The 17,523-nt window shown below is 69.1% G+C and carries 17 protein-coding genes; 7 read left to right on the top strand and 10 right to left on the bottom strand.

What is annotated here, in order from left to right; translation table 11 throughout:
- Positions 1–6: 6 nt before the first annotated feature.
- From CUR96_RS09975 to CUR96_RS09965, 3 genes are read right to left on the bottom strand one after another with little or no spacing between them, the layout of a single operon-like run.
- Positions 7–270: an HPr family phosphocarrier protein gene (locus CUR96_RS09975; protein ID WP_102193158.1), complete on the bottom strand. Its 264-nt coding sequence runs from the start codon at positions 268–270 to the stop codon at positions 7–9.
- Between the two features lie 4 nt (positions 271–274).
- Entirely contained in the window at positions 275–1,945 is a 1,671-nt protein-coding gene (locus CUR96_RS09970; RefSeq protein WP_102193157.1) for a phospho-sugar mutase, read from the bottom strand.
- Complete coding sequence (locus CUR96_RS09965; RefSeq protein ID WP_102193156.1) at positions 1,942–2,775, bottom strand: purine-nucleoside phosphorylase; 834 nt, start codon at positions 2,773–2,775, stop codon at positions 1,942–1,944. The genes CUR96_RS09970 and CUR96_RS09965 overlap by 4 nt, the downstream gene beginning before the upstream one ends.
- Positions 2,776–2,823: 48 nt before the next feature.
- Here CUR96_RS09965 and CUR96_RS09960 point away from each other — a divergent pair, with 48 nt between their 5' ends.
- Positions 2,824–4,272: an NAD(P)H-quinone dehydrogenase gene (locus CUR96_RS09960; protein ID WP_180968989.1), complete on the top strand. Its 1,449-nt coding sequence runs from the start codon at positions 2,824–2,826 to the stop codon at positions 4,270–4,272.
- A 51-nt stretch (positions 4,273–4,323) separates the two neighbouring features.
- Here the strand turns inward: CUR96_RS09960 and CUR96_RS09955 are convergent, their stop codons facing one another.
- Together CUR96_RS09955 and CUR96_RS09950 are read right to left on the bottom strand one after the other, a co-directional pair.
- Positions 4,324–6,090, bottom strand: a complete 1,767-nt coding sequence (locus tag CUR96_RS09955; RefSeq protein WP_102193155.1) for an acetyl/propionyl/methylcrotonyl-CoA carboxylase subunit alpha — start codon at positions 6,088–6,090, stop codon at positions 4,324–4,326.
- 116 nt (positions 6,091–6,206) lie between these two features.
- Positions 6,207–6,863, bottom strand: coding sequence for a Maf family protein (locus CUR96_RS09950; RefSeq protein WP_102193199.1), 657 nt, complete (start codon positions 6,861–6,863; stop codon positions 6,207–6,209).
- Between the two features lie 23 nt (positions 6,864–6,886).
- Here CUR96_RS09950 and CUR96_RS09945 point away from each other — a divergent pair, with 23 nt between their 5' ends.
- The 5 genes from CUR96_RS09945 (at position 6,887) to CUR96_RS09925 (ending at position 12,544) form a co-directional block, all read left to right on the top strand.
- Complete coding sequence (locus CUR96_RS09945; RefSeq protein ID WP_102193154.1) at positions 6,887–8,146, top strand: class I SAM-dependent RNA methyltransferase; 1,260 nt, start codon at positions 6,887–6,889, stop codon at positions 8,144–8,146.
- Between the two features lie 31 nt (positions 8,147–8,177).
- Positions 8,178–8,840 carry a response regulator transcription factor gene (locus tag CUR96_RS09940; protein ID WP_102193153.1) on the top strand — a complete coding sequence of 221 codons (663 nt, stop codon included), beginning with the start codon at positions 8,178–8,180 and terminating at the stop codon, positions 8,838–8,840.
- Complete coding sequence (locus CUR96_RS09935; protein ID WP_102193152.1) at positions 8,830–10,065, top strand: sensor histidine kinase; 1,236 nt, start codon at positions 8,830–8,832, stop codon at positions 10,063–10,065. Before CUR96_RS09940 ends, CUR96_RS09935 begins: the two co-directional genes overlap by 11 nt.
- The gene (locus tag CUR96_RS09930; protein ID WP_102193151.1) at positions 10,062–11,072 is read left to right on the top strand and encodes a hypothetical protein; all 1,011 of its coding nucleotides are present in this window, start codon (positions 10,062–10,064) and stop codon (positions 11,070–11,072) included. Before CUR96_RS09935 ends, CUR96_RS09930 begins: the two co-directional genes overlap by 4 nt.
- Positions 11,073–11,344: 272 nt before the next feature.
- Entirely contained in the window at positions 11,345–12,544 is a 1,200-nt protein-coding gene (locus tag CUR96_RS09925) for an ROK family transcriptional regulator (RefSeq protein ID WP_102193150.1), read from the top strand.
- 225 nt (positions 12,545–12,769) lie between these two features.
- Here the strand turns inward: CUR96_RS09925 and CUR96_RS09920 are convergent, their stop codons facing one another.
- Together CUR96_RS09920 and CUR96_RS09915 are read right to left on the bottom strand one after the other, a co-directional pair.
- A complete protein-coding gene (locus CUR96_RS09920; RefSeq protein ID WP_245861174.1) occupies positions 12,770–13,012 on the bottom strand; it encodes an acyl-CoA carboxylase subunit epsilon in 243 nt (80 codons plus the stop codon).
- A complete protein-coding gene (locus tag CUR96_RS09915; protein WP_432612423.1) occupies positions 13,009–14,598 on the bottom strand; it encodes an acyl-CoA carboxylase subunit beta in 1,590 nt (529 codons plus the stop codon). The genes CUR96_RS09920 and CUR96_RS09915 overlap by 4 nt, the downstream gene beginning before the upstream one ends.
- A gap of 198 nt (positions 14,599–14,796) precedes the next feature.
- Between CUR96_RS09915 and CUR96_RS09910 the strand changes: the two genes are divergently transcribed.
- Positions 14,797–15,102 carry a helix-turn-helix domain-containing protein gene (locus CUR96_RS09910; RefSeq protein WP_102193148.1) on the top strand — a complete coding sequence of 102 codons (306 nt, stop codon included), beginning with the start codon at positions 14,797–14,799 and terminating at the stop codon, positions 15,100–15,102.
- Between the two features lie 9 nt (positions 15,103–15,111).
- Here the strand turns inward: CUR96_RS09910 and CUR96_RS09905 are convergent, their stop codons facing one another.
- From CUR96_RS09905 to CUR96_RS09895, 3 genes are all read right to left on the bottom strand, one after another.
- Positions 15,112–15,417 (bottom strand): hypothetical protein, encoded by a 306-nt coding sequence (locus tag CUR96_RS09905; protein ID WP_245861173.1) that lies wholly within the window; start codon positions 15,415–15,417, stop codon positions 15,112–15,114.
- An 80-nt stretch (positions 15,418–15,497) separates the two neighbouring features.
- Positions 15,498–16,529: a hypothetical protein gene (locus CUR96_RS09900; protein ID WP_245861172.1), complete on the bottom strand. Its 1,032-nt coding sequence runs from the start codon at positions 16,527–16,529 to the stop codon at positions 15,498–15,500.
- A gap of 108 nt (positions 16,530–16,637) precedes the next feature.
- Positions 16,638–17,330, bottom strand: a complete 693-nt coding sequence (locus CUR96_RS09895) for an NTP transferase domain-containing protein (RefSeq protein WP_102193146.1) — start codon at positions 17,328–17,330, stop codon at positions 16,638–16,640.
- Between the last annotated feature and the right edge of the window lie 193 nt (positions 17,331–17,523).

Raw genomic sequence — 17,523 nt, 5'->3', positions numbered from 1 at the left:
GCCGGCTCACGTCCGCGGGTCGAGCACTCCGGCCAGGGCCTCGAGCACCGCGGTGGCCTCGGCGGAATCCGCGGTCTCCAGCTCCACGACGTCGCCGGGAGCGAGGGCGAGGTCCATCACGGCGAGCACGCTGCTCAGATCGACCACCGCCCCCGCTGCGGTCCGCAGGGTGACAGGCCGATCGTGGGCCTGCACCACCCGGACGAGCTCGGCGACCGGACGAGCGTGCGCGCCGTTGTGCGCGCTGATCTTCACCTGTCGGCTCGGCATGGGGTTACGAGCGCTCCTCCAGCAGGGCGCGGACGCCGGCCTCGAGGTCGGCGACCGCCTTCGACGCCTGCTCCGCGGACTCCGCGCGGGCGTCGAGGTACACCTTGAGCTTCGGCTCGGTGCCGCTCGGACGTACGATGACGCGCGAGCCGTCCGGCATCCGGTACCTCAGCACGTCGCCGGATGCCTGGCCGGGGCCCGCCTGCAGCAGATCCTCCGCCGACGCGATCGCGTGCGATCCGATGCTCGCCGGCGGCAGCGTGCGCAGCGAGAGCATCACGTTCGAGATGACGGACAAATCGTCGACCCGCACCGAGACCTGGCCGCTGGCGAAGTGCCCATACGTCTCGCCGAGTTCGGCGATCAGCGTGGCCAGCGTCGCGCCGCGTCCTCGGGCCTCTGCGGCGAGACCGAGGATCGCGACCGCCGCCGAGATCCCGTCCTTGTCGCGCACCGTCTCGGGGTTCACCAGGTAACCGAGAGCCTCCTCGAATCCGAAGACCAGTCCGGGCGCACGAGAGATCCACTTGAAGCCGGTGAGCGTCTCATGGAACCCGAGGCCGTGGTGGGCGGCGACCGCCGCCAGGCCGGGGGAGGAGACCAGTGAGCACGCCAGCGAGGCCTCGGGGTTCCCGGCCGCGGCGCGTGCGGCGCGCGAGCCGAGCAGCAGGCCGACCTCGTTGCCGGTGAGCCGGCGCCAGCCGCCGTCCGCGGACGCGTCGGGGATCGCCACCGCCAGGCGGTCGGCATCCGGGTCGTTCGCGAGGATGAAGTCCGCTTTCGCGCGGCGTGCCCGCTCGAACGCGAGGTCCATCGCTCCGGGCTCCTCCGGGTTCGGGAAGGAGACGGTGCGGAAGGTGGGGTCGGGCGACAGCTGCTCGCCCACGACGACCGGCTGCGGGTATCCGGCCCTGGTGAGGATCCGGGAGAGCGTCTCCCACCCCACCCCGTGCATCGCCGTGTACACCCAGGTCATCCCGGTCCCTCCGGTGGGCGCCGGGGCTACCGCCGCCGTGGCCTCGATATAGGCGGTGACGATGTCCTCCGAGGCCGTCTCGTAGGCGGTCGACCGCGGGAGCGCACCCACATCCCCGGCATCCGCCACCTGCTGGATCGCCGCGGCGATCTCGGCGTCGGCCGGGGCGACGATCTGCGAACCGTGGTCCGAGCCGCCGAGATAGACCTTGTACCCGTTGTCGTTCGGCGGGTTGTGGCTCGCGGTCACCATCACCCCGGCATCCGCGCCGAGATGCCGCACCGCGAACGCGAGCACCGGCGTCGGCAGCAGCCGTGGCAGCAGGATCGCCCGGAGGCCGGCGCCGGCGAACAACTCGGCCGAATCGGTCGCGAAGACCCGCGAGTTGCGACGGCCGTCGTAGCCGATCACCACGGTCGGCGTGCCGCCGTGCGCGCGCTCGCGGAGATACGATGCGAATCCGGCGGCGGCCTGTGCGACGAGCACGCGGTTCATCCGGTTACTGCCCGCGCCCAGCTCGCCGCGGAGTCCGGCGGTGCCGAACGCGAGACGGGTGCGGAACCGGTCGTCCAGGTCGGCGGCGGCTGCCGGGTCGCCGCCGGCCGCCTTCGTGACGATCGCGGCCAGCTCGTCACGCGTCTCATGGTCGGGGTCCTGCCGCATCCAGGCGCGGGCTTCGGCGAGGCGCTGCTCGTTCACAGGGCCTCCACCACGCGGGCCAGGAGCGCGGAGATCACCGGCTCGGCCTCGCGTCCGGCCTCGATGACCTCGGCGTGGCTGAGCGGCGTCTGCTGGATACCCGCCGCCAGGTTCGTGATGAGCGAGAATCCGAGGATCTCCATCCCCGCCTCGCGCGCGGCGATCGCCTCGAGAGCGGTCGACATGCCGACGATGTGGCCGCCGATTGCCTTCGCCATCTGCACCTCGGCCGGCGTCTCGTAGTGCGGGCCGCGGAACTGGCAATACACGCCCTCGTCGAGCGTCGGGTCGACGGTGCGGGCGATGTCGCGCAGGCGCTTCGAGTACAGGTCGGTGAGATCGATGAAGGTCGCGCCCTCCAGGGGGGAATCCGCGGTGAGGTTGATGTGGTCGCTGATCAGCACGGGCTGGCCGGGCTTCCAGCTCTCGCGGATGCCGCCGGCGCCGTTCGTCAGCACCATCGTCTTCGCGCCGGTGGCGGCAGCGGTGCGCACGCTGTGCACGACCCGCCGCACGCCGTGGCTCTCGTAGTAGTGCGTGCGGGCGCCGATCACGAGCACGTGCTTGCCATCGGGGGTGCGGATGCTGCGCAGGGTGCCGACGTGACCTTCCAGGGCGGGCTTCGAGAATCCGGTGACCTCGGTCGCGGGGAGGGTGGCGACGGTCTCGCCGATAATGTCGGCCGCCTTGCCCCAGCCGCTGCCGAGGGTGAGGGCGATGTCGTGCTTCTCGACGCCGCTCAGCCGCGCGATGTCGGCTGCGGCGAGGGCGGCGACCTCGAACGGGTTCGCGCTCGGGTCGTCGAGAGGGTTGCTGTGTGTTTCGGGCATGGACCCACTCTAGGAAGCTGCGGGCTTGCGGGCCAGGATTGCGGAAGAATGGGAAGCATGTCTTCCACCACATTCGAGCGCACTCAGCGCGTCGCCGTTCTCGGCGGCGGTCCCGGCGGTTACGAGGCGGCTCTCGCAGCCGCTCAGCTCGGAGCCGAGGTGACCCTGGTGGAGCGTGTCGGCGTCGGCGGATCCGCGGTGCTGACCGATGTCGTTCCCTCGAAGAGCCTGATCGCCACGGCAGACGCCGCCGTCGCGATCTCCGAGGCGAGCGACCTGGGCGTGCAGTTCTACGCGAAGGGCGAGAACGGAAAGCCGCTCAAGCCGGAGATCGCCATCAACCTGGCCGCGGTGAACAAGCGCCTGCTGGCTCTCGCCGGCCAGCAGTCGGAGGATATGCGCAACACCCTGCTGGAGGCCGGTGTCCGCATCCTCTCCGGCCACGGCCGCCTCGAGGGCCCGACCGCGCTCGTCGTCTCCACCGGCCCCGGTGGCACGGACTTCGATCGTGTCGAGGCCGACACCCTCGTGATCTCCGTCGGCGCCTCGCCGCGCGAACTCGACTCGGCCAAACCCGACGGCAAGCGCATCCTCACGTGGACGCAGCTGTACGACATGAAGGCGCTGCCCGAGCACCTCATCGTTGTCGGCTCGGGTGTCACCGGAGCCGAATTCGCCTCCGCCTACATGAACCTCGGGGCGAAGGTCACCCTCGTCTCCAGCCGCGACCAGGTGCTCCCCGGTGAGGATCAGGACGCCGCCCGTGTGCTGGAGAAGGTCTTCAAGCGCGGCGGGATGACGGTTCTCTCGAAGTCCCGTGCCGACAGCGTCGAGACCACTGCGACGGGCGTGCTGGTGACGCTGTCGGACGGACGCACCGTCGAGGGCAGCCACTGCCTGATGGCGGTCGGCTCGATTCCGAACACGGCGGGGATCGGCCTCGAGGAGGCGGGAGTCGAACTCGACGAGTCCGGCCACGTGCGGGTCAACCGCGTCGCCCGCACCTCGGTGCCCAACGTCTACGCAGTGGGCGACTGCACGAACTTCTTCCCCTTGGCCTCGGTGGCAGCGATGCAGGGGCGCACGGCGGTGTTCCACGCGCTCGGCGACATCGTCATCCCGCTCGAGCTGCGCAAGATCACCTCGAACATCTTCACGGCCCCCGAGATCGCGACGGTCGGCTTCTCAGAGAAGGACGTCGAGGACGGCGCCGCCGACGGCATCGTCTACAAACTGCCCCTGGCAGCCAACCCGCGGGCGAAGATGATGGGCATCAAGGACGGCTTCGTCAAGATCATCGCCCGCAAGGGCTCCGGCACTGTGATCGGCGGCGTGATCGTGGCGCCGAAGGCATCTGAGCTCATCTTCCCGATCGCGCTGGCCGTCGAGCGGCGGCTCAACGTCGATCAGGTCTCCCGCGTGTTCGCGGCCTACCCGTCGCTGTCGGGGAGCATCACCGATGCCACCCGGGCGATGCATCTCGTCAACATCTCCTAGCAGGTACGGAAAAGGCCCCACCTCGGTGGGGCCTTCTCCCTGCATTCCTGCTCAGCTGATCGTCAGAAGCTGGTGCCCCGCGGCGACGGTCGAGCCGGCCTCGGCGTTGATGCCGCCGATCGTGCCGTCCTTGTGCGCCTGCAGCGGCTGCTCCATCTTCATCGCCTCGAGCACGACGACCAGGTCGCCCTTGACGACCTGCTGCCCCTCCTCGACGGCGATCTTGACGACGGTGGCCTGCATCGGCGACTTGACCGCATCGCCGGCGGCACCGGCATTGACAGTCGTGGCGTGGCTGCGACGCGACGGCGGCACGGCGGCCGGACGGCCGGCGGTGCCGGGTGTGATCGCCACGCGGTCGGGCAGGCTCACCTCGAGGCGCTTGCCGGCGACCTCGACGACGACGGTGTGACGACCCGCACCGATGGCGGGTGCCTCGAGCTCGCCATCCCACGCGGGAATGTCGTTCACGAACTCGGTCTCGATCCAGCGGGTGAAGATGCCGAAGCGACCGTCCTCCGCGGTGAACGCGGGGTCGCGGACGACCTTGCGGTGGAACGGCAGCACGGTGGGGAGCCCGGCGACCTCGAACTCGTCGAGGGCGCGGCGCGCGCGCTCCAGGGCTTCCGCGCGGTCCTTGCCGGTGACGATGATCTTCGCCAGCAGGGAGTCGAAGGCACCGGAGACCGAATCGCCGGCGGTGACACCGGAGTCCAGGCGGATGCCGGGCCCCCCGAACGTCTTGAAGATGTGGATGGGGCCCGGCTGGGGGAGGAACCCGCGACCGGGGTCCTCGCCGTTGATGCGGAACTCGATCGAGTGCCCGACCGGCGTCGGGTCGTCGTAGTCGATGGTGCCTCCGGCGGCGATGCGGAACTGCTCGCGCACCAGATCGATGCCGGTGACCTCCTCGGAGACGGGGTGCTCGACCTGGAGGCGCGTGTTCACCTCGAGGAACGAGACGGTGCCGTCCGCGCCGATGAGGAACTCGCAGGTGCCGGCGCCCACATAGCCGACCTCCTTGAGGATGGCCTTGGATGCCGCGTACAGCTGACTGTTCTGCTCATCGGTGAGGAACGGCGCCGGTGCCTCTTCGACGAGCTTCTGGTGGCGGCGCTGCAGCGAGCAGTCGCGCGTCGAGATGACCACGACGTTTCCTGCGGCATCCGCGAGGCACTGGGTCTCGACGTGGCGCGGCTTGTCGAGGTACTTCTCCACGAAGCACTCGCCGCGTCCGAAGGCGGTGATCGCCTCGCGCGTCGCGGAGTCGAACATCTCGGCCACCTCGTCGAGCTCGCGGGCGACCTTCAGGCCACGCCCGCCGCCGCCGTATGCGGCCTTGATGGCGATCGGCAGGCCGAACTCCTTCGCGAAGGCGATGACCTCTTCGGCGGACTCGACGGGACCGGGCGTGCCCGGTGCGAGGGGAGCCCCGACCTTCTCGGCGACGTGACGTGCGGTGACCTTGTCGCCGAGCGACTCGATCGCGTCCGGGGACGGGCCGATCCAGATCATGTCGGCGGCGATGACCGCGCGCGCGAAGTCGGCGTTCTCCGCCAGGAATCCGTAGCCGGGATGCACGGCATCGGCACCGGCACGTCGCGCGATCGAGAGGATCTTGTCGATCTGCAGGTAGGTCTCGGCACTCGTCGACCCGCTCAGGGAGTACGCCTCGTCGGCCAGGCGGGTGTGCAATGCGTCCCGGTCCTGCTCGGCGTAGACGGCGACGGAGGCGATCCCGGAATCACGGGCTGCGCGGATGATGCGTACGGCGATCTCGCCGCGGTTGGCGACGAGCACCTTGGCAATAGCAGGCATGGTTGTCAGCCTAGCGAGAACGGAGGTGATCGCTTTGACGACTCTCCACAAGAAAGGGGCGGGAACGTGGAGGAGAGTCTACGAGCGGGCGCCGGCCCGAAAGCGGCGGGTCCGACTCACCGGCTCTGTCCGGGCGTCCACAGGTCGGTCCACACGACGCCCAGCTCCGCGGCGAGACGACGGATCGTCGACAGCGACATGCCGACGACGGTCGACGGATCACCGTCCACCCGGGTGATGAACGCGCCGCCGAGGCTGTCGACGGTGAAGGCGCCGGCCACGAGCAGCGGTTCGCCGGAGGCGACATAGGCGGCGATCTCCGCGTCGTCGATGTCGTCGGCGAAGGTGACGGACGCGTTTGCCACCGCCGTCGCCTCGGTGAGCGTGGAGCCGGGTGCGACCCGGATGACCGAGTGCCCGGAGTGCAGGACGCCGGTCGCGCCGCGCATCTCCTGCCAGCGCCGGGTCGCCTCCTCCGGCGTGTACGGCTTGCCGTAGACGCGGCCGTCGAGTTCGAACATCGAGTCGCCGCCGATCACGATGCCGTCGAACTCCGGATCCGCCGTCGCCATCCGCTTCGCGACATCGGCGGCCTTCGCCCGCGCGAGCAGCAGGACCAGCTCCTCGGGAGGCAGCTCACCGCCGCGCGTCGCGGCGGCAGACGCGGCGACCGCATCCTCATCGACGTCCGGAGCGAGTGTCATCGGCTCGATTCCCGCCTGGCGCAGCAGCATGAGACGGGCAGGAGAGGTGGATGCCAGGCAGACGCGCATGTTCTCCACCGTATCCTCGAATAATGACTTCTCCCTCAGCCGGCCTCCTCGATCTCGACATCACGGGCATCGCACACGGCGGCACCTTCATCGCCCGCCACGAAGGCCGCGTCGTGTTCGTCTCGGATGCGATTCCCGGTGAGCGGGTCCGCGCGCGCCTGCTCGCCCCCTCGACCGGCTCCGGGACTCCGGCGAGCGCTGCGAACGACAAGCGGAGCTTCTGGCGGGCGGAGACGGTGGAGGTGCTCGACGCATCCCCGCACCGACGTCCGCATGTGTGGGCGGAGGCGGATGTCTCGCGGGACCCGGCTGATCGCCCGGGCGGAGCGGACCTGGGACACATCGAGCTGGCGCATCAGCGCACGCTGAAGCGTCAGGTGCTCAGCGAGGCGCTCGACAAGTTCGCGGGTCCGGGTCTGGATGCGCCCGAGGTGAAGGCCGTCGACGACGGTGACGGCACCGGATGGCGCACCCGGATGACGCTCCACGTCGACGATGCGGGACGCGTCGGCCCTTACGCCGCACGCAGCCACCGAGTGATCCCGGTGACCTCGTACCCGCTCGCGCGACCTGTCGTCGCGGCCGCCGCGCTCGATCTGCGCGATGCGAAGTTCGGCCGTATCGATCTGGTGGAGCCGGCGGACGGGCAGGTGCGGGTGATCCGCAAGGTCGACACCGGCCGTCGCCCTCCTCGCGGCAGCGACAAGCGGGCCGCTCCCGAGATCGTGCGCGAGCGGGTCGGCGGCCGCAGCTTCCAGGTGGATGCGGGCGGCTTCTGGCAGGTGCACTCGCAGGCGGCGCCTGTGCTCGACGGCGCACTGCGTGAGCTTCTGGCCGGCCGGGTCGACCCGGCCGCCACGCACTTCGACCTCTACGGCGGCGTCGGTCTCTTCGCCGCGACTCTGGCCGACCTCGGCGCCACGGACATCGTGACGGTGGAGTCCAGCCGACGCGCCACGATGCAGGCGCGCGAGAATCTCGAGCCCCTCGACATCACGGCGGTGACCGGTCGGGTCGAACGCTACCTGGCCACCCTCCCCGCCGGCACCTCGGCCGGCACCGTCGTGCTCGACCCGCCCCGCTCCGGCGCAGGCCGGGCTGTGGTGGACGCCGTGCATGCGCTCGCGCCCGAGTCCATCGCGTACGTCGCCTGCGACCCGGTCGCGCTCGCACGCGATCTGGGCACCTTCCGCGGGCACGGATGGAATGTCAGCGAGATGCGCGCGTTCGATCTGTTCCCGAATTCGCACCATTTCGAGGTCGTCGCCCTGCTCACGCGCTGAGCGCGGTGCGGCGCTGGAATAGGCTGGGCGGATGAGCAGGGTCGCACTGATCGATGATCACGAGTCCGTCCGCCTCGGACTCGAGGCGGCGTTCGCGCGTGACGGCGAGCAGACCGTGGTCTTCTCGGGGAGCACGGTGGGGGCGTACCTCGAGTGGCGCGGTGCCTCCGACTCGGCGCCGGTGGACGTCGTCGCCCTCGATCTGACGCTCGGCGACGGCACGACGGTCACGGAGAACGTGACGGCCCTCGTCGCCGACGGGTCGAGCGTCCTCATCCACAGCGTGGCGGACCGCTCCGACGCCGTGCGCGAGGCGCTGGCTGCGGGAGCGGCCGGCGTCGTCAGCAAGTCCTCCCCGCTGGACGACGTACTGGATGCGATCCGCACCGTCGCGAACGGCGAAGCGCTGAACAACGTCGAGTGGGCGAGTGCGGTGGACGGAGACAGGGCCTTCGCCGACGCGCAGCTCTCTCGCCGTGAGCGGGATGTGCTGCGCCTGTACGCCACGGGACTGCCCTTGAAGGCCGTGGCAGAGCGCCTCGGCGTGGCGTACAACACCGCCAAGGAGAACCTCTCCCGGGTGCGGGTGAAGTATGTCGTCGTCGGACGCCCTGCCCCGACCAAGCTCGATCTGGTGCGGCGCGCGGTGGAAGACGGGATCCTGCCGGCCGACAGGTCGCCGCATGTCAGCTGACACCCTCAGCATCCGGCAGGCCTGGAACATGATTCCGTCTCCCGGTGCTGCGGAGGCCGAGTTCGAGCGCTTCACCGGCAAGCGCATGGAGCGCATCCTCGCGATCGTGGTCGCGATCGGCTCCACGGTCCTCGGCGGTCAGGCGCTGGTCTCTGCGCTCAGCACGATCTCGCGTGTCGACACGCCGCGCATCGTCATGCTCCTGGTGGTCTTCTTCCCGCTGGCGGCGATGCTCCTCGCGTGCGTGCTCGGGCGCGCGGTGCGCGTCGCGGCCGGTTGCTTCGCGATCGCCTACGTCGCGGCGCTCGCCGCCTGGCCGGTGGTCGTCGACCCCGCGGGCAAGGGGGCAGGCGATCAGCCGTGGATCTTCTTCCTGGTGAACGTCGGCGTCGTCGCGGCGATGCTGGCGTTTCCGCTCTGGCTGCAGCTCACCTGGGCGGCCGGCGTGCCGGTCGTCTACGGCTATGTCCGTCTCGTGGAGGGCGGATTCTCCAGCGAATTCTGGGTGAAGACCGCCTTCGACTTCTCCTTCACCCTGATCCTCGGCATCGTCATCGTCTCGCTCGGCTGGATGTTCCGTTCGGTGGCGGCCGGGGTCGACGATGCGCGTGGCCGCGCCGTCTCCTCGTATGCAGCGGCTGCCGCGGCCGCCGCTGCCGAGGAGGAGAGGGTCGCGATGGCGGCGCTCATGCACGACAGTGTCCTCGCCGCGCTGATCGCTGCGGAGCGGTCCGAGGGGGAGCGGGCTCGGGACCTCGCCGTCGGCATGGCGCGAGAGGCTCTGACCAGGCTCGCGAACACCGAGGCGGCTGTGGCGCAGGAGGGCAGCGACGAGCCGGTGGCGACGGCGCAGATCGTCATCGAGCTGCGCCGTGCGCTCTCCGAGCAGGGCGTGGACGCCGTCGTCGAGGAACGCGGCGGTATCGGCCTGATCCCCGGTCGGGTCGCACGCGCGCTCGTCCTCGCCGCGCGTCAGGCGATCGGCAACGCGCTCGCGCACGCCAACGGGCGAGGGCTGCACATCATCGCGGAGGGACGCGGCGATGAGGGCATCACGGTCACCATCACCGACGCCGGCCCCGGGTTCGACCTCGGTGCCATCGCCGAGGATCGGCTCGGCATCCGCGCATCGATCTTCGCCAGGATGGCCGGCGTCGCCGGCACCGCCGCGATCGATTCGACCTCGCAGGGAACGACCGTCATCCTCGGCTGGGAGCGCACGTGAACCGCACGGTGCGCAGCGTCGCGACTTCGCTCGCGGTCGGATTCGCGATGTACTTCGCAGCGAGAGGGGTCTGGTGGATCGAACAGCCGACTGCTCCGCTGCTCATGGTCGCCGCGATCGCGCTGTACCTCCTCGTCGTGAACATCGCGATCCTCGGAGAATCCGCGGTGAGCGTGCGGATGCCGTTGTGGTCCGCCGTCTTCGCTCTGGCCGCCAGTCTGCTCATCCCCACGCTGGTCGCCCTGTCACTGGACCCGACGTCGTACACGGCCCCGTTCGCGACCTGGTACATCGGCGGGCTGGGGGTGCTGGGGGTCGTCTGCATCGTGCGCCGGCGCTTCGTCTTCGGATGGCTGATCCTGCTGGTGCTCGTCGTGTCGTCTGCGACGCATCTCGGCATCGTCGTCGCGCTCAATCTGGGGCTGGTCGGCTCGATCATGTGGATCGTGGTGGCCCAGCTGCTGGTGATGTTCTGGGATCGTGCCGTGCGCGACACGGAACGGCTGGCCGACATCCAGCAGGCGGTCTCCGCGTGGCACGCGACCCAGGAGGTGCGGCAGCGCGAGCGCCGGTTGCGCACGCAGTACGCACTCGCGGTCGCGGGCCCGGTACTCAGCCGTACCGTGGCGTCGCGTGGTGCCCTGACCGAGGATGAGCGACTGGAGGCGCGGCTGGCAGAAGGGCGCCTGCGCGACGAGCTGCGCGGAGCCGACCTTCTCAACGACGCCGTCAGGGACGCGATCACCGAAGTGCGTCGCCGCGGAGTCGTCGTCACGGTGTTCGACGAGGGGGGCCTCGACGACATCGACGAGGGCCGTCGCGCTCAGATCAGAGACGAACTCGCCGCTGTGCTCGCCAGCGCGACCGCCGGGCGCCTGATCATCCGGGCCGCTCGGGATCCGCGCATCGCGGTGACGGTCGTCGGGCGGGCGGGCTCGGCCGGTTCGAATGATGACGACCTCGTCGACCTGTGGCACGAGATTCCGCGCGAGGACGCGCCGGAATAGAGAAGTGGCGAGGGGTGGCGGATTCCGCCTACCCCTCGCCGTGCGGTCAGTTACCCGAAAACTGCCCGCTGGTGGCCGATCAGCGTCTGTCTACCCTGGGACAAAGAGACCAGCCGAACGCGAAGCGTCTCGTCAATTCTGCGCGATCGTCCAGAGCTTGTCTGTAGGTATTTCGGGGGACAAATCGCCGGTGCCCGCTCGGGGCCACGGATCGGCGTGCGATGGGGGAAGATTGGACGATGAGCACGCGACGAGGCACGAATCTCCCGAGGATGGGCGACTTCAACCAATCGGTCATCCTCGAAGCGATCCGCCTCTCCGGCGAGGGCCTCAGCAGGATCGAGCTCGCGGAAGCGACAGGGCTCTCGGCGCAGACGGTCACCAACATCACGCGACGCTTGATCGAAGACGGGCTCATCGCGGAGGCCGGCCGGATCATCAACGGCCCCGGTAAGCCCAGGATCACTCTCCGCCTGAACGCGGGAAGCCACTTCTCCGTGGGTGTGCACCTCGACCCCGCCGTGATGACCTTCGTTCTGCTGGATCTCACGGGCCGCGTCGTCGAGCGGGTGACGAAGCGCACCCCGGACAAGGACCCGCGTGCCATCGTCGACGTGATGGCGCGCACGATCGACGAACTTATCCAGGCCGCAGGGATCGATCGCGGGCTGGTGGCCGGCGTCGGCGTCGCCGCCCCGGGACCGCTGGATGCGGAGAAGGGCACGGTGATCGATCCTCCGAAGCTGCAGGGCTGGCATCGTGTTCCGCTGCGCGGCGTCCTCGAGGAGGCGACAGGGCTCCCAGTCACTCTGGAGAAGGACACCACCGCCGCAGTGGTCGGAGAGCTGTGGACGGGACGCGGACCGGCGGACGACTCCTTCGTCTTCGTCTATCTGGGCACCGGTATCGGCGCCGCACTCGCGCGAGACGGTGAGGTGGTGGGCGGGAGCTCCCGGAACTTCGGCGAGGTCGGCCACATCGTCGTCGACACGGAGGGACCGTCGTGCTCCTGCGGTGCACGCGGATGCGTCGAGGTGGTCTGCACTCCTCAGGCGATCGTCGAACAGGCAGAACGAGCCGGCGTCTTCCTGGGGGATAGTGAGGGGACCGACGCGGACTCTGTCGACGAACGGTTCACGCAGCTGTGCGAGCGGGCCGCCGCCGGCGACGAGGTCGCTCTCCACGTGCTGCGCGAGGCGGCCAAGCGGCTGGCGGTCCTCATCGCCGCGCTGACGAACGTGCTCGACGTCGATCGGGTGGTGCTGGGCGGACCTTTCTGGTCGCGGTTGTCGGATCTGTACCTGCGCGAGCTCCCGGAGCAGCTGGAGCAGCGCAGCGCGACACGCGCCATCCGGTCTCTGCCGATCGCGGGAACCGTCGTGGGCGACGACGTCGGCGCCGTGGGCGCGGCGTGCGTGGTGCTGGACTCCGTTCTCACGCCCCGGGCGTCACACCTTCTGCTGGAGGCGTGACCCGGGCGGAGCAGTGCCCCCGGGGGCCGCGATGCTCGACGAATTCCTTGCAGCGTTATGTCTAATCGATGTATTATTCTGTAGCGTCTCTGGAGGGAGAGCCGGCGTCGATGGGGGTCGACGGCCGGCAGGAGTCTGGGGCTCCTGAGCTGTCGCCCGGACTGGTGTGACGGCGGTCTGTGGTCCGTGAGCTGGGGGCTCACGGATCACGCCTCAGTCATCCGCTCAGCCCGCGTAGCGTCCCCACGGGATGTCTCGTCTCAGTGGCGTGCGCAGCGAGCGCTGGGTGCGGCTCCATGCGGAGACGTGCGGCTCCTCGGCCACGGCATCCGCGGCTTCGCCGGCATAGGCGTCGCTGATCACCGCGATGAGGGCGGCGAGCTCCTCTTCCGTCGCACTGCCGCGAGTGATCTCGACCGACGGCGGCTGCTCGCCGGACGGTGTGGGCGACGGGGGCTGCGCGATCACAGCGGGATGTTCCCGTGCTTCTTCGGCGGCAGTTCGGCGCGCTTGCCGCGGAGGGCGCGGAGCGCCTTGGCGATCGAGACACGGGTGTTGGCCGGCTCGATGATCCCGTCGAGCTCTCCGCGTTCGGCAGCGAGGAACGGCGATGCCACGTCGTACGTGTACTCGTTGGCGAGGCGGGTGCGCACGGCCGCGACATCCTCACCGGCCTCCTCGGCCTTCTTGATCTCACCGCGATAGAGGATGTTGACGGCGCCTTGGCCGCCCATCACCGCGATCTCCGCGGTCGGCCAGGCCAGATTCACATCGGCGCCCAGCTGCTTGGAGCCCATCACGATGTAAGCGCCGCCATAGGCCTTGCGGAGGATGACGGTGACCAGCGGCACGGTGGCCTCGGCATAGGCGTAGAGCAGCTTCGCGCCTCGGCGGATGACGCCTTCCCATTCCTGGTCGGTGCCGGGCAGGTAGCCGGGCACGTCGACCAGCGTGACGATCGGAATCGAGAACGCGTCGCAGAAGCGGACGAAGCGGCTGGCCTTCTCGCCTGCCTGAATGTTCAGGGTCCCGGCCATCTGCGAGGGCTGGTTGGCGATGATTCCGACCGAGCGGCCCTCGACCCGGCCGAAGCCGATCACGATGTTCGGGGCGAAGAGCGGCTGCACCTCGATGAAGTCGCCGTCGTCGACCACCCGGGAGATCACCGTCTTGATGTCGTACGGCTGGTTGGGGGAATCCGGGATGAGCGTGTTCAGGGTGCGATCGGCATCCGTCGTCTCGAACTCGAAGTGCGACTCGTAGGTGGGCAGCTCCGCCATGTTGTTGTCCGGGAGGAAGCTGAGCAGCGTACGGGCGTAGTCGATCGCGTCGTCCTCGTCTTCGGCGAGGTAGTGTGCGACGCCGGAACGGGTGTTGTGCGTGTACGCACCGCCGAGCTCCTCCATCCCGACATCCTCACCGGTGACGGTCTTGATGACGTCCGGTCCGGTGACGAACATCTGGCTGGTCTTGTCGACCATGATGACGAAGTCGGTGAGCGCGGGGGAGTACACCGCGCCGCCGGCTGCCGGTCCCATAATGATCGAGATCTGCGGGATGACGCCGGACGCGCGGGTGTTCAGGCGGAAGATCTCGCCGTACTTGCCGAGGGCGACGACGCCCTCCTGGATGCGCGCGCCGCCGGAGTCGAGGATGCCGATGCACGGCATGCCCCCTGCGAGCGCCAACTCCATGATCTTGATGATCTTCTCGCCGGCGACCTCGCCGAGCGAGCCGCCGAAGGTGGAGAAGTCCTGCGAGTACACCGCGACGGTGCGGCCGTGGATGGTGCCGACGCCGGTCACGACGGAATCGCCGTAGGGGCGGGAGCGGTCCATGCCGAACGCCGTCGTGCGGTGGCGCACGTACTCATCGAACTCGACGAAGCTGCCGGGGTCGACGAGGAGGTCGATGCGCTCGCGGGCGGTCATCTTGCCCTTGGCGTGCTGCTTCGCCTTCGCCTTCTCCTCGGCGTCGACGACGGCCTCGGTGTAGCGAGCGCGGAGATCCGCGATCTTGCCGGCGGTGGTAAAGAGGTCGGGCTTGTCCGTCACGGATTCCACACTAGCGGCGGGGCGGGCGGTGGCGTTGGATGCTCGCCACAACGGGGCGAGCGATCCTTTGGCGATATTGCCGTGCGGATACCGCAGCGGAACTCCTCCCGGAGACGAGTTGGAGCATGAAAGCCGCGGCGTAAAAGCCCTGGCTTTCGAGTCGTGCATGCTCAGGCCCATGGCACGGATGCTGGACGGATGGAACCTCCCCGATCGAACGCATCCGAGCGCGTCGGGCGAATGGTCAGAGAGCTCCGCAGCAAAGCGTCCATGAGCCGGACGAAGCTCGCCGAACGTGCGCAGATCGATGTGCGGCACCTCTCCCGGATCGAGGCGGGGCGCGGAAACCCGACGCTCTTCCTGCTCATCCAGCTGGCAACGGCCCTGGATGTGAAGCCGGAGTCGTTCGTGAAGGGACTCACCGCGACCGACCTGCCAGAGGACATCAAGCCCTATTCGGAGGCCGATTTCCGTCGGGAACTGCGGCGACGCGGTCCCGACTGATCCGCTGCCTCACACCACGAAGCGCCACACGTACTCGAGCCCGTCGTTCTGTCGGAACCAGGCGAGTGTCACCACGACCTCGTCGAGGTCACTGGCGCACAGACACAGCTCGATCCGCTCTGTGGGCAGCACCTGACCCCACAGCTGCGTGCGATCGAGCCCGGTGTCGTCGTCGCGGAACACCCGCACGAAATCAGCGGATTCGGCACCGTTGTTGATCACGATCGGGTGCGCGGCATCGTCGCGGAGGACGCGCCACGGCACGCGGTAGGCGGACGGAGGTGGGCTGGCAGACGGATCGACAGGTCGCAACATGCCGGTCACGGTAGGGGCGGCGACCGACGCTGTTCGGGCGGTCACGCACTCTCACCCCGTGCCCCGGGGAGAATCGATCGTCACACCCGCCCGGTGGAGGAGGAGTCATCGCTCCCGGCAGGGTCCGCCCGCCGATCCAGGGCTGACAGGTCGTGGCCACCGGGCTCGACGGCGTCCATCCCCTCGCCGTGCTCGTCCGGGTGCGAACCACGACCACGATGGACGGTGAGCTCGCCCACCTTCCGGCTGGCCCATCCGACGCCACGCACCGCGGTCCCCGCCGCGCCTGCGACGGCGTTCCCGGCGAAGCGGGCACCGCGCAGCATCCGCAGTTCCAGCTTCTGGGTTCCTGCGACCGGTTCGAGTTCGAGCGGGAGGGTCGCAGGGGCCACCCCGAATGCGCGTCGAGAGGTGGTGAGCACCCGGCGCCCGAGGATGTTGTTGCCCGCCCCGCCGATCACCGCTCCCACGCCGAACGGCAATGCCTTGCCGATGAACGAGGCGCCGCCACGCGTCGCGAACTGATGGATGAACATGGTCTTCAGCCGGTCCACCAGCGGACCCACGGCCGCGCGAGGAAGCGACTTGGTCACGAGTTCGCCCCAGTAAGCGGAGCGTCCTGCACCCTTCCCGGCGACCTGACGGGTGAGCTGGCCGACCAGATCGACCCCCTCCTTGCCGAGCATCAGCGTCATCACCAGCGCTCGAGCGCGGTCCGGATTGTCGAGCGCGATTCCGTGCACCTCGGCGACCGACTGCGCGAACAGTGCCGTCGACTCCACGAACCCGACCGTCTCCACCCCGGACAGTGCCAGGGTGACACCCGTTCCGATTCCCGGGACGACAGCCGTCGCGCCGACGGCTGCGCCGCCCGTGGTCACGGCGGCGAGGTAGCGGCGCTCCAGGATCCGCACGATCTCAGTGGGGGTCGCACCGGGGTTGCGCAGACGGATGCTGCGGATGTGCGCCAGCACTAGGGGGCGCTGGATCGACAGCACCCGGTCGAGCCCGCGCACCATGAACGGATGCTCGGACGAGCCCACGGGTGGTACGCCCTTGTCCCATGCAGCGTCGTCGGGGAGGGAGTGGATCTTCTGCACCTTGCGCGCCATGTTCCGATCCTAGGAAGAGATGCCGCGAAAACGCCGGGAGCCGCATCCTGGAAAGGATGCGGCTCCCGGCGTGATGAGCCACGCGGCGCAGCCGCGGGACCGGAAGGGTCAGACGAAGAGGTTCGCCCGCTCGAGATCCTCGGCGAAGTCGACCTCGACCGCGTACAGGTCGGAGACATCCATCGGCTCGAGCAGCAGGCCGTCCTCGGCGATGGCGAGTTCGAGGCCGCGCTCGAAGTAGTCCTGGTCCTCGACGCGCTGCAGCTGGCGCATGAACGCCTTCTTGTTCGCCGCCGAGATGTAGTTGATGCCGACGGCCTCGCCGAGGCCGCCCTTGACGGTCTTGGACAGCTCGTTGATGAAGCCCTCCGCCGTGACGGTGTACTTCACCTCTTCGTCGCTGACCTTGGCGGTGTTGACGGTGACGAACGACTGCTCGCGCTCGATGTAGTCGACCGCGCGGCCGAGGATCATCGGGTCGAAGACCACGTCGCCGTTCATCCAGAGCACGCCGCTCTTGCCGGTCGCGGCGAGTGCACGCAGCAGGCTCTTCGAGGTGTTGGTCTCGTCGTAGCGCTCGTTGTGCACGTAGTTGACGTTCGGGAACGCCTCGATGATGGTCTCGGCCCGGTAGCCGACCACGGCGGTGATGCGCGCATCGGTGCCGAACGCGGCGCGGATGTTGTCATGCTGCTGGCCCATGATCGTGCGGCCGTCGCTCAGTTCGGTGAGCGGCTTGGGCAGGGCGCGCCCGAGGCGAGAGCCCATGCCTGCGGCGAGGATGACGGTCTGAAGAGTCACGAGTGCTCCTAAAGGAAGGTGTGTTCACGGCCGGTTCATCGGCCAGACACTTCTTCGTGCCGGATTTCATGGTAGCGAGCGAGCCTGGGAAGCCCCGGGGCTGGAGGCACCCGTTGCCATTTCGTGATCGAGTACACACTGAACACTCAGGCTCGAGAGCGGCACAGATTCCCGCCGTCCATCGACTGAATTG

It is taken from the genome of Microbacterium aurantiacum (assembly GCF_002872075.1).
Classification (GTDB): domain Bacteria; phylum Actinomycetota; class Actinomycetes; order Actinomycetales; family Microbacteriaceae; genus Microbacterium; species Microbacterium aurantiacum_A.
Note: the sequence above shows the minus strand (reverse complement) of the source record. Positions and strands in the feature narration are given on the sequence as shown.

Excerpts from the sequence above, each read along its gene's own strand:
- CUR96_RS09975 (WP_102193158.1), bottom strand. The coding sequence starts at position 270 with ATGCCGAGCCGACAGGTGAAGATCAGCGCGCACAACGGCGCGCACGCT.
- CUR96_RS09965 (WP_102193156.1), bottom strand. The coding sequence starts at position 2,775 with ATGCCCGAAACACACAGCAACCCTCTCGACGACCCGAGCGCGAACCCG.
- CUR96_RS09960 (WP_180968989.1), top strand. The coding sequence starts at position 2,824 with ATGGGAAGCATGTCTTCCACCACATTCGAGCGCACTCAGCGCGTCGCC.
- CUR96_RS09955 (WP_102193155.1), bottom strand. The coding sequence starts at position 6,090 with ATGCCTGCTATTGCCAAGGTGCTCGTCGCCAACCGCGGCGAGATCGCC.
- CUR96_RS09950 (WP_102193199.1), bottom strand. The coding sequence starts at position 6,863 with ATGCGCGTCTGCCTGGCATCCACCTCTCCTGCCCGTCTCATGCTGCTG.
- CUR96_RS09945 (WP_102193154.1), top strand. The coding sequence starts at position 6,887 with ATGACTTCTCCCTCAGCCGGCCTCCTCGATCTCGACATCACGGGCATC.
- CUR96_RS09940 (WP_102193153.1), top strand. The coding sequence starts at position 8,178 with ATGAGCAGGGTCGCACTGATCGATGATCACGAGTCCGTCCGCCTCGGA.
- CUR96_RS09935 (WP_102193152.1), top strand. The coding sequence starts at position 8,830 with ATGTCAGCTGACACCCTCAGCATCCGGCAGGCCTGGAACATGATTCCG.
- CUR96_RS09925 (WP_102193150.1), top strand. The coding sequence starts at position 11,345 with ATGGGCGACTTCAACCAATCGGTCATCCTCGAAGCGATCCGCCTCTCC.
- CUR96_RS09910 (WP_102193148.1), top strand. The coding sequence starts at position 14,797 with ATGGAACCTCCCCGATCGAACGCATCCGAGCGCGTCGGGCGAATGGTC.
- CUR96_RS09905 (WP_245861173.1), bottom strand. The coding sequence starts at position 15,417 with ATGTTGCGACCTGTCGATCCGTCTGCCAGCCCACCTCCGTCCGCCTAC.
- CUR96_RS09900 (WP_245861172.1), bottom strand. The coding sequence starts at position 16,529 with ATGGCGCGCAAGGTGCAGAAGATCCACTCCCTCCCCGACGACGCTGCA.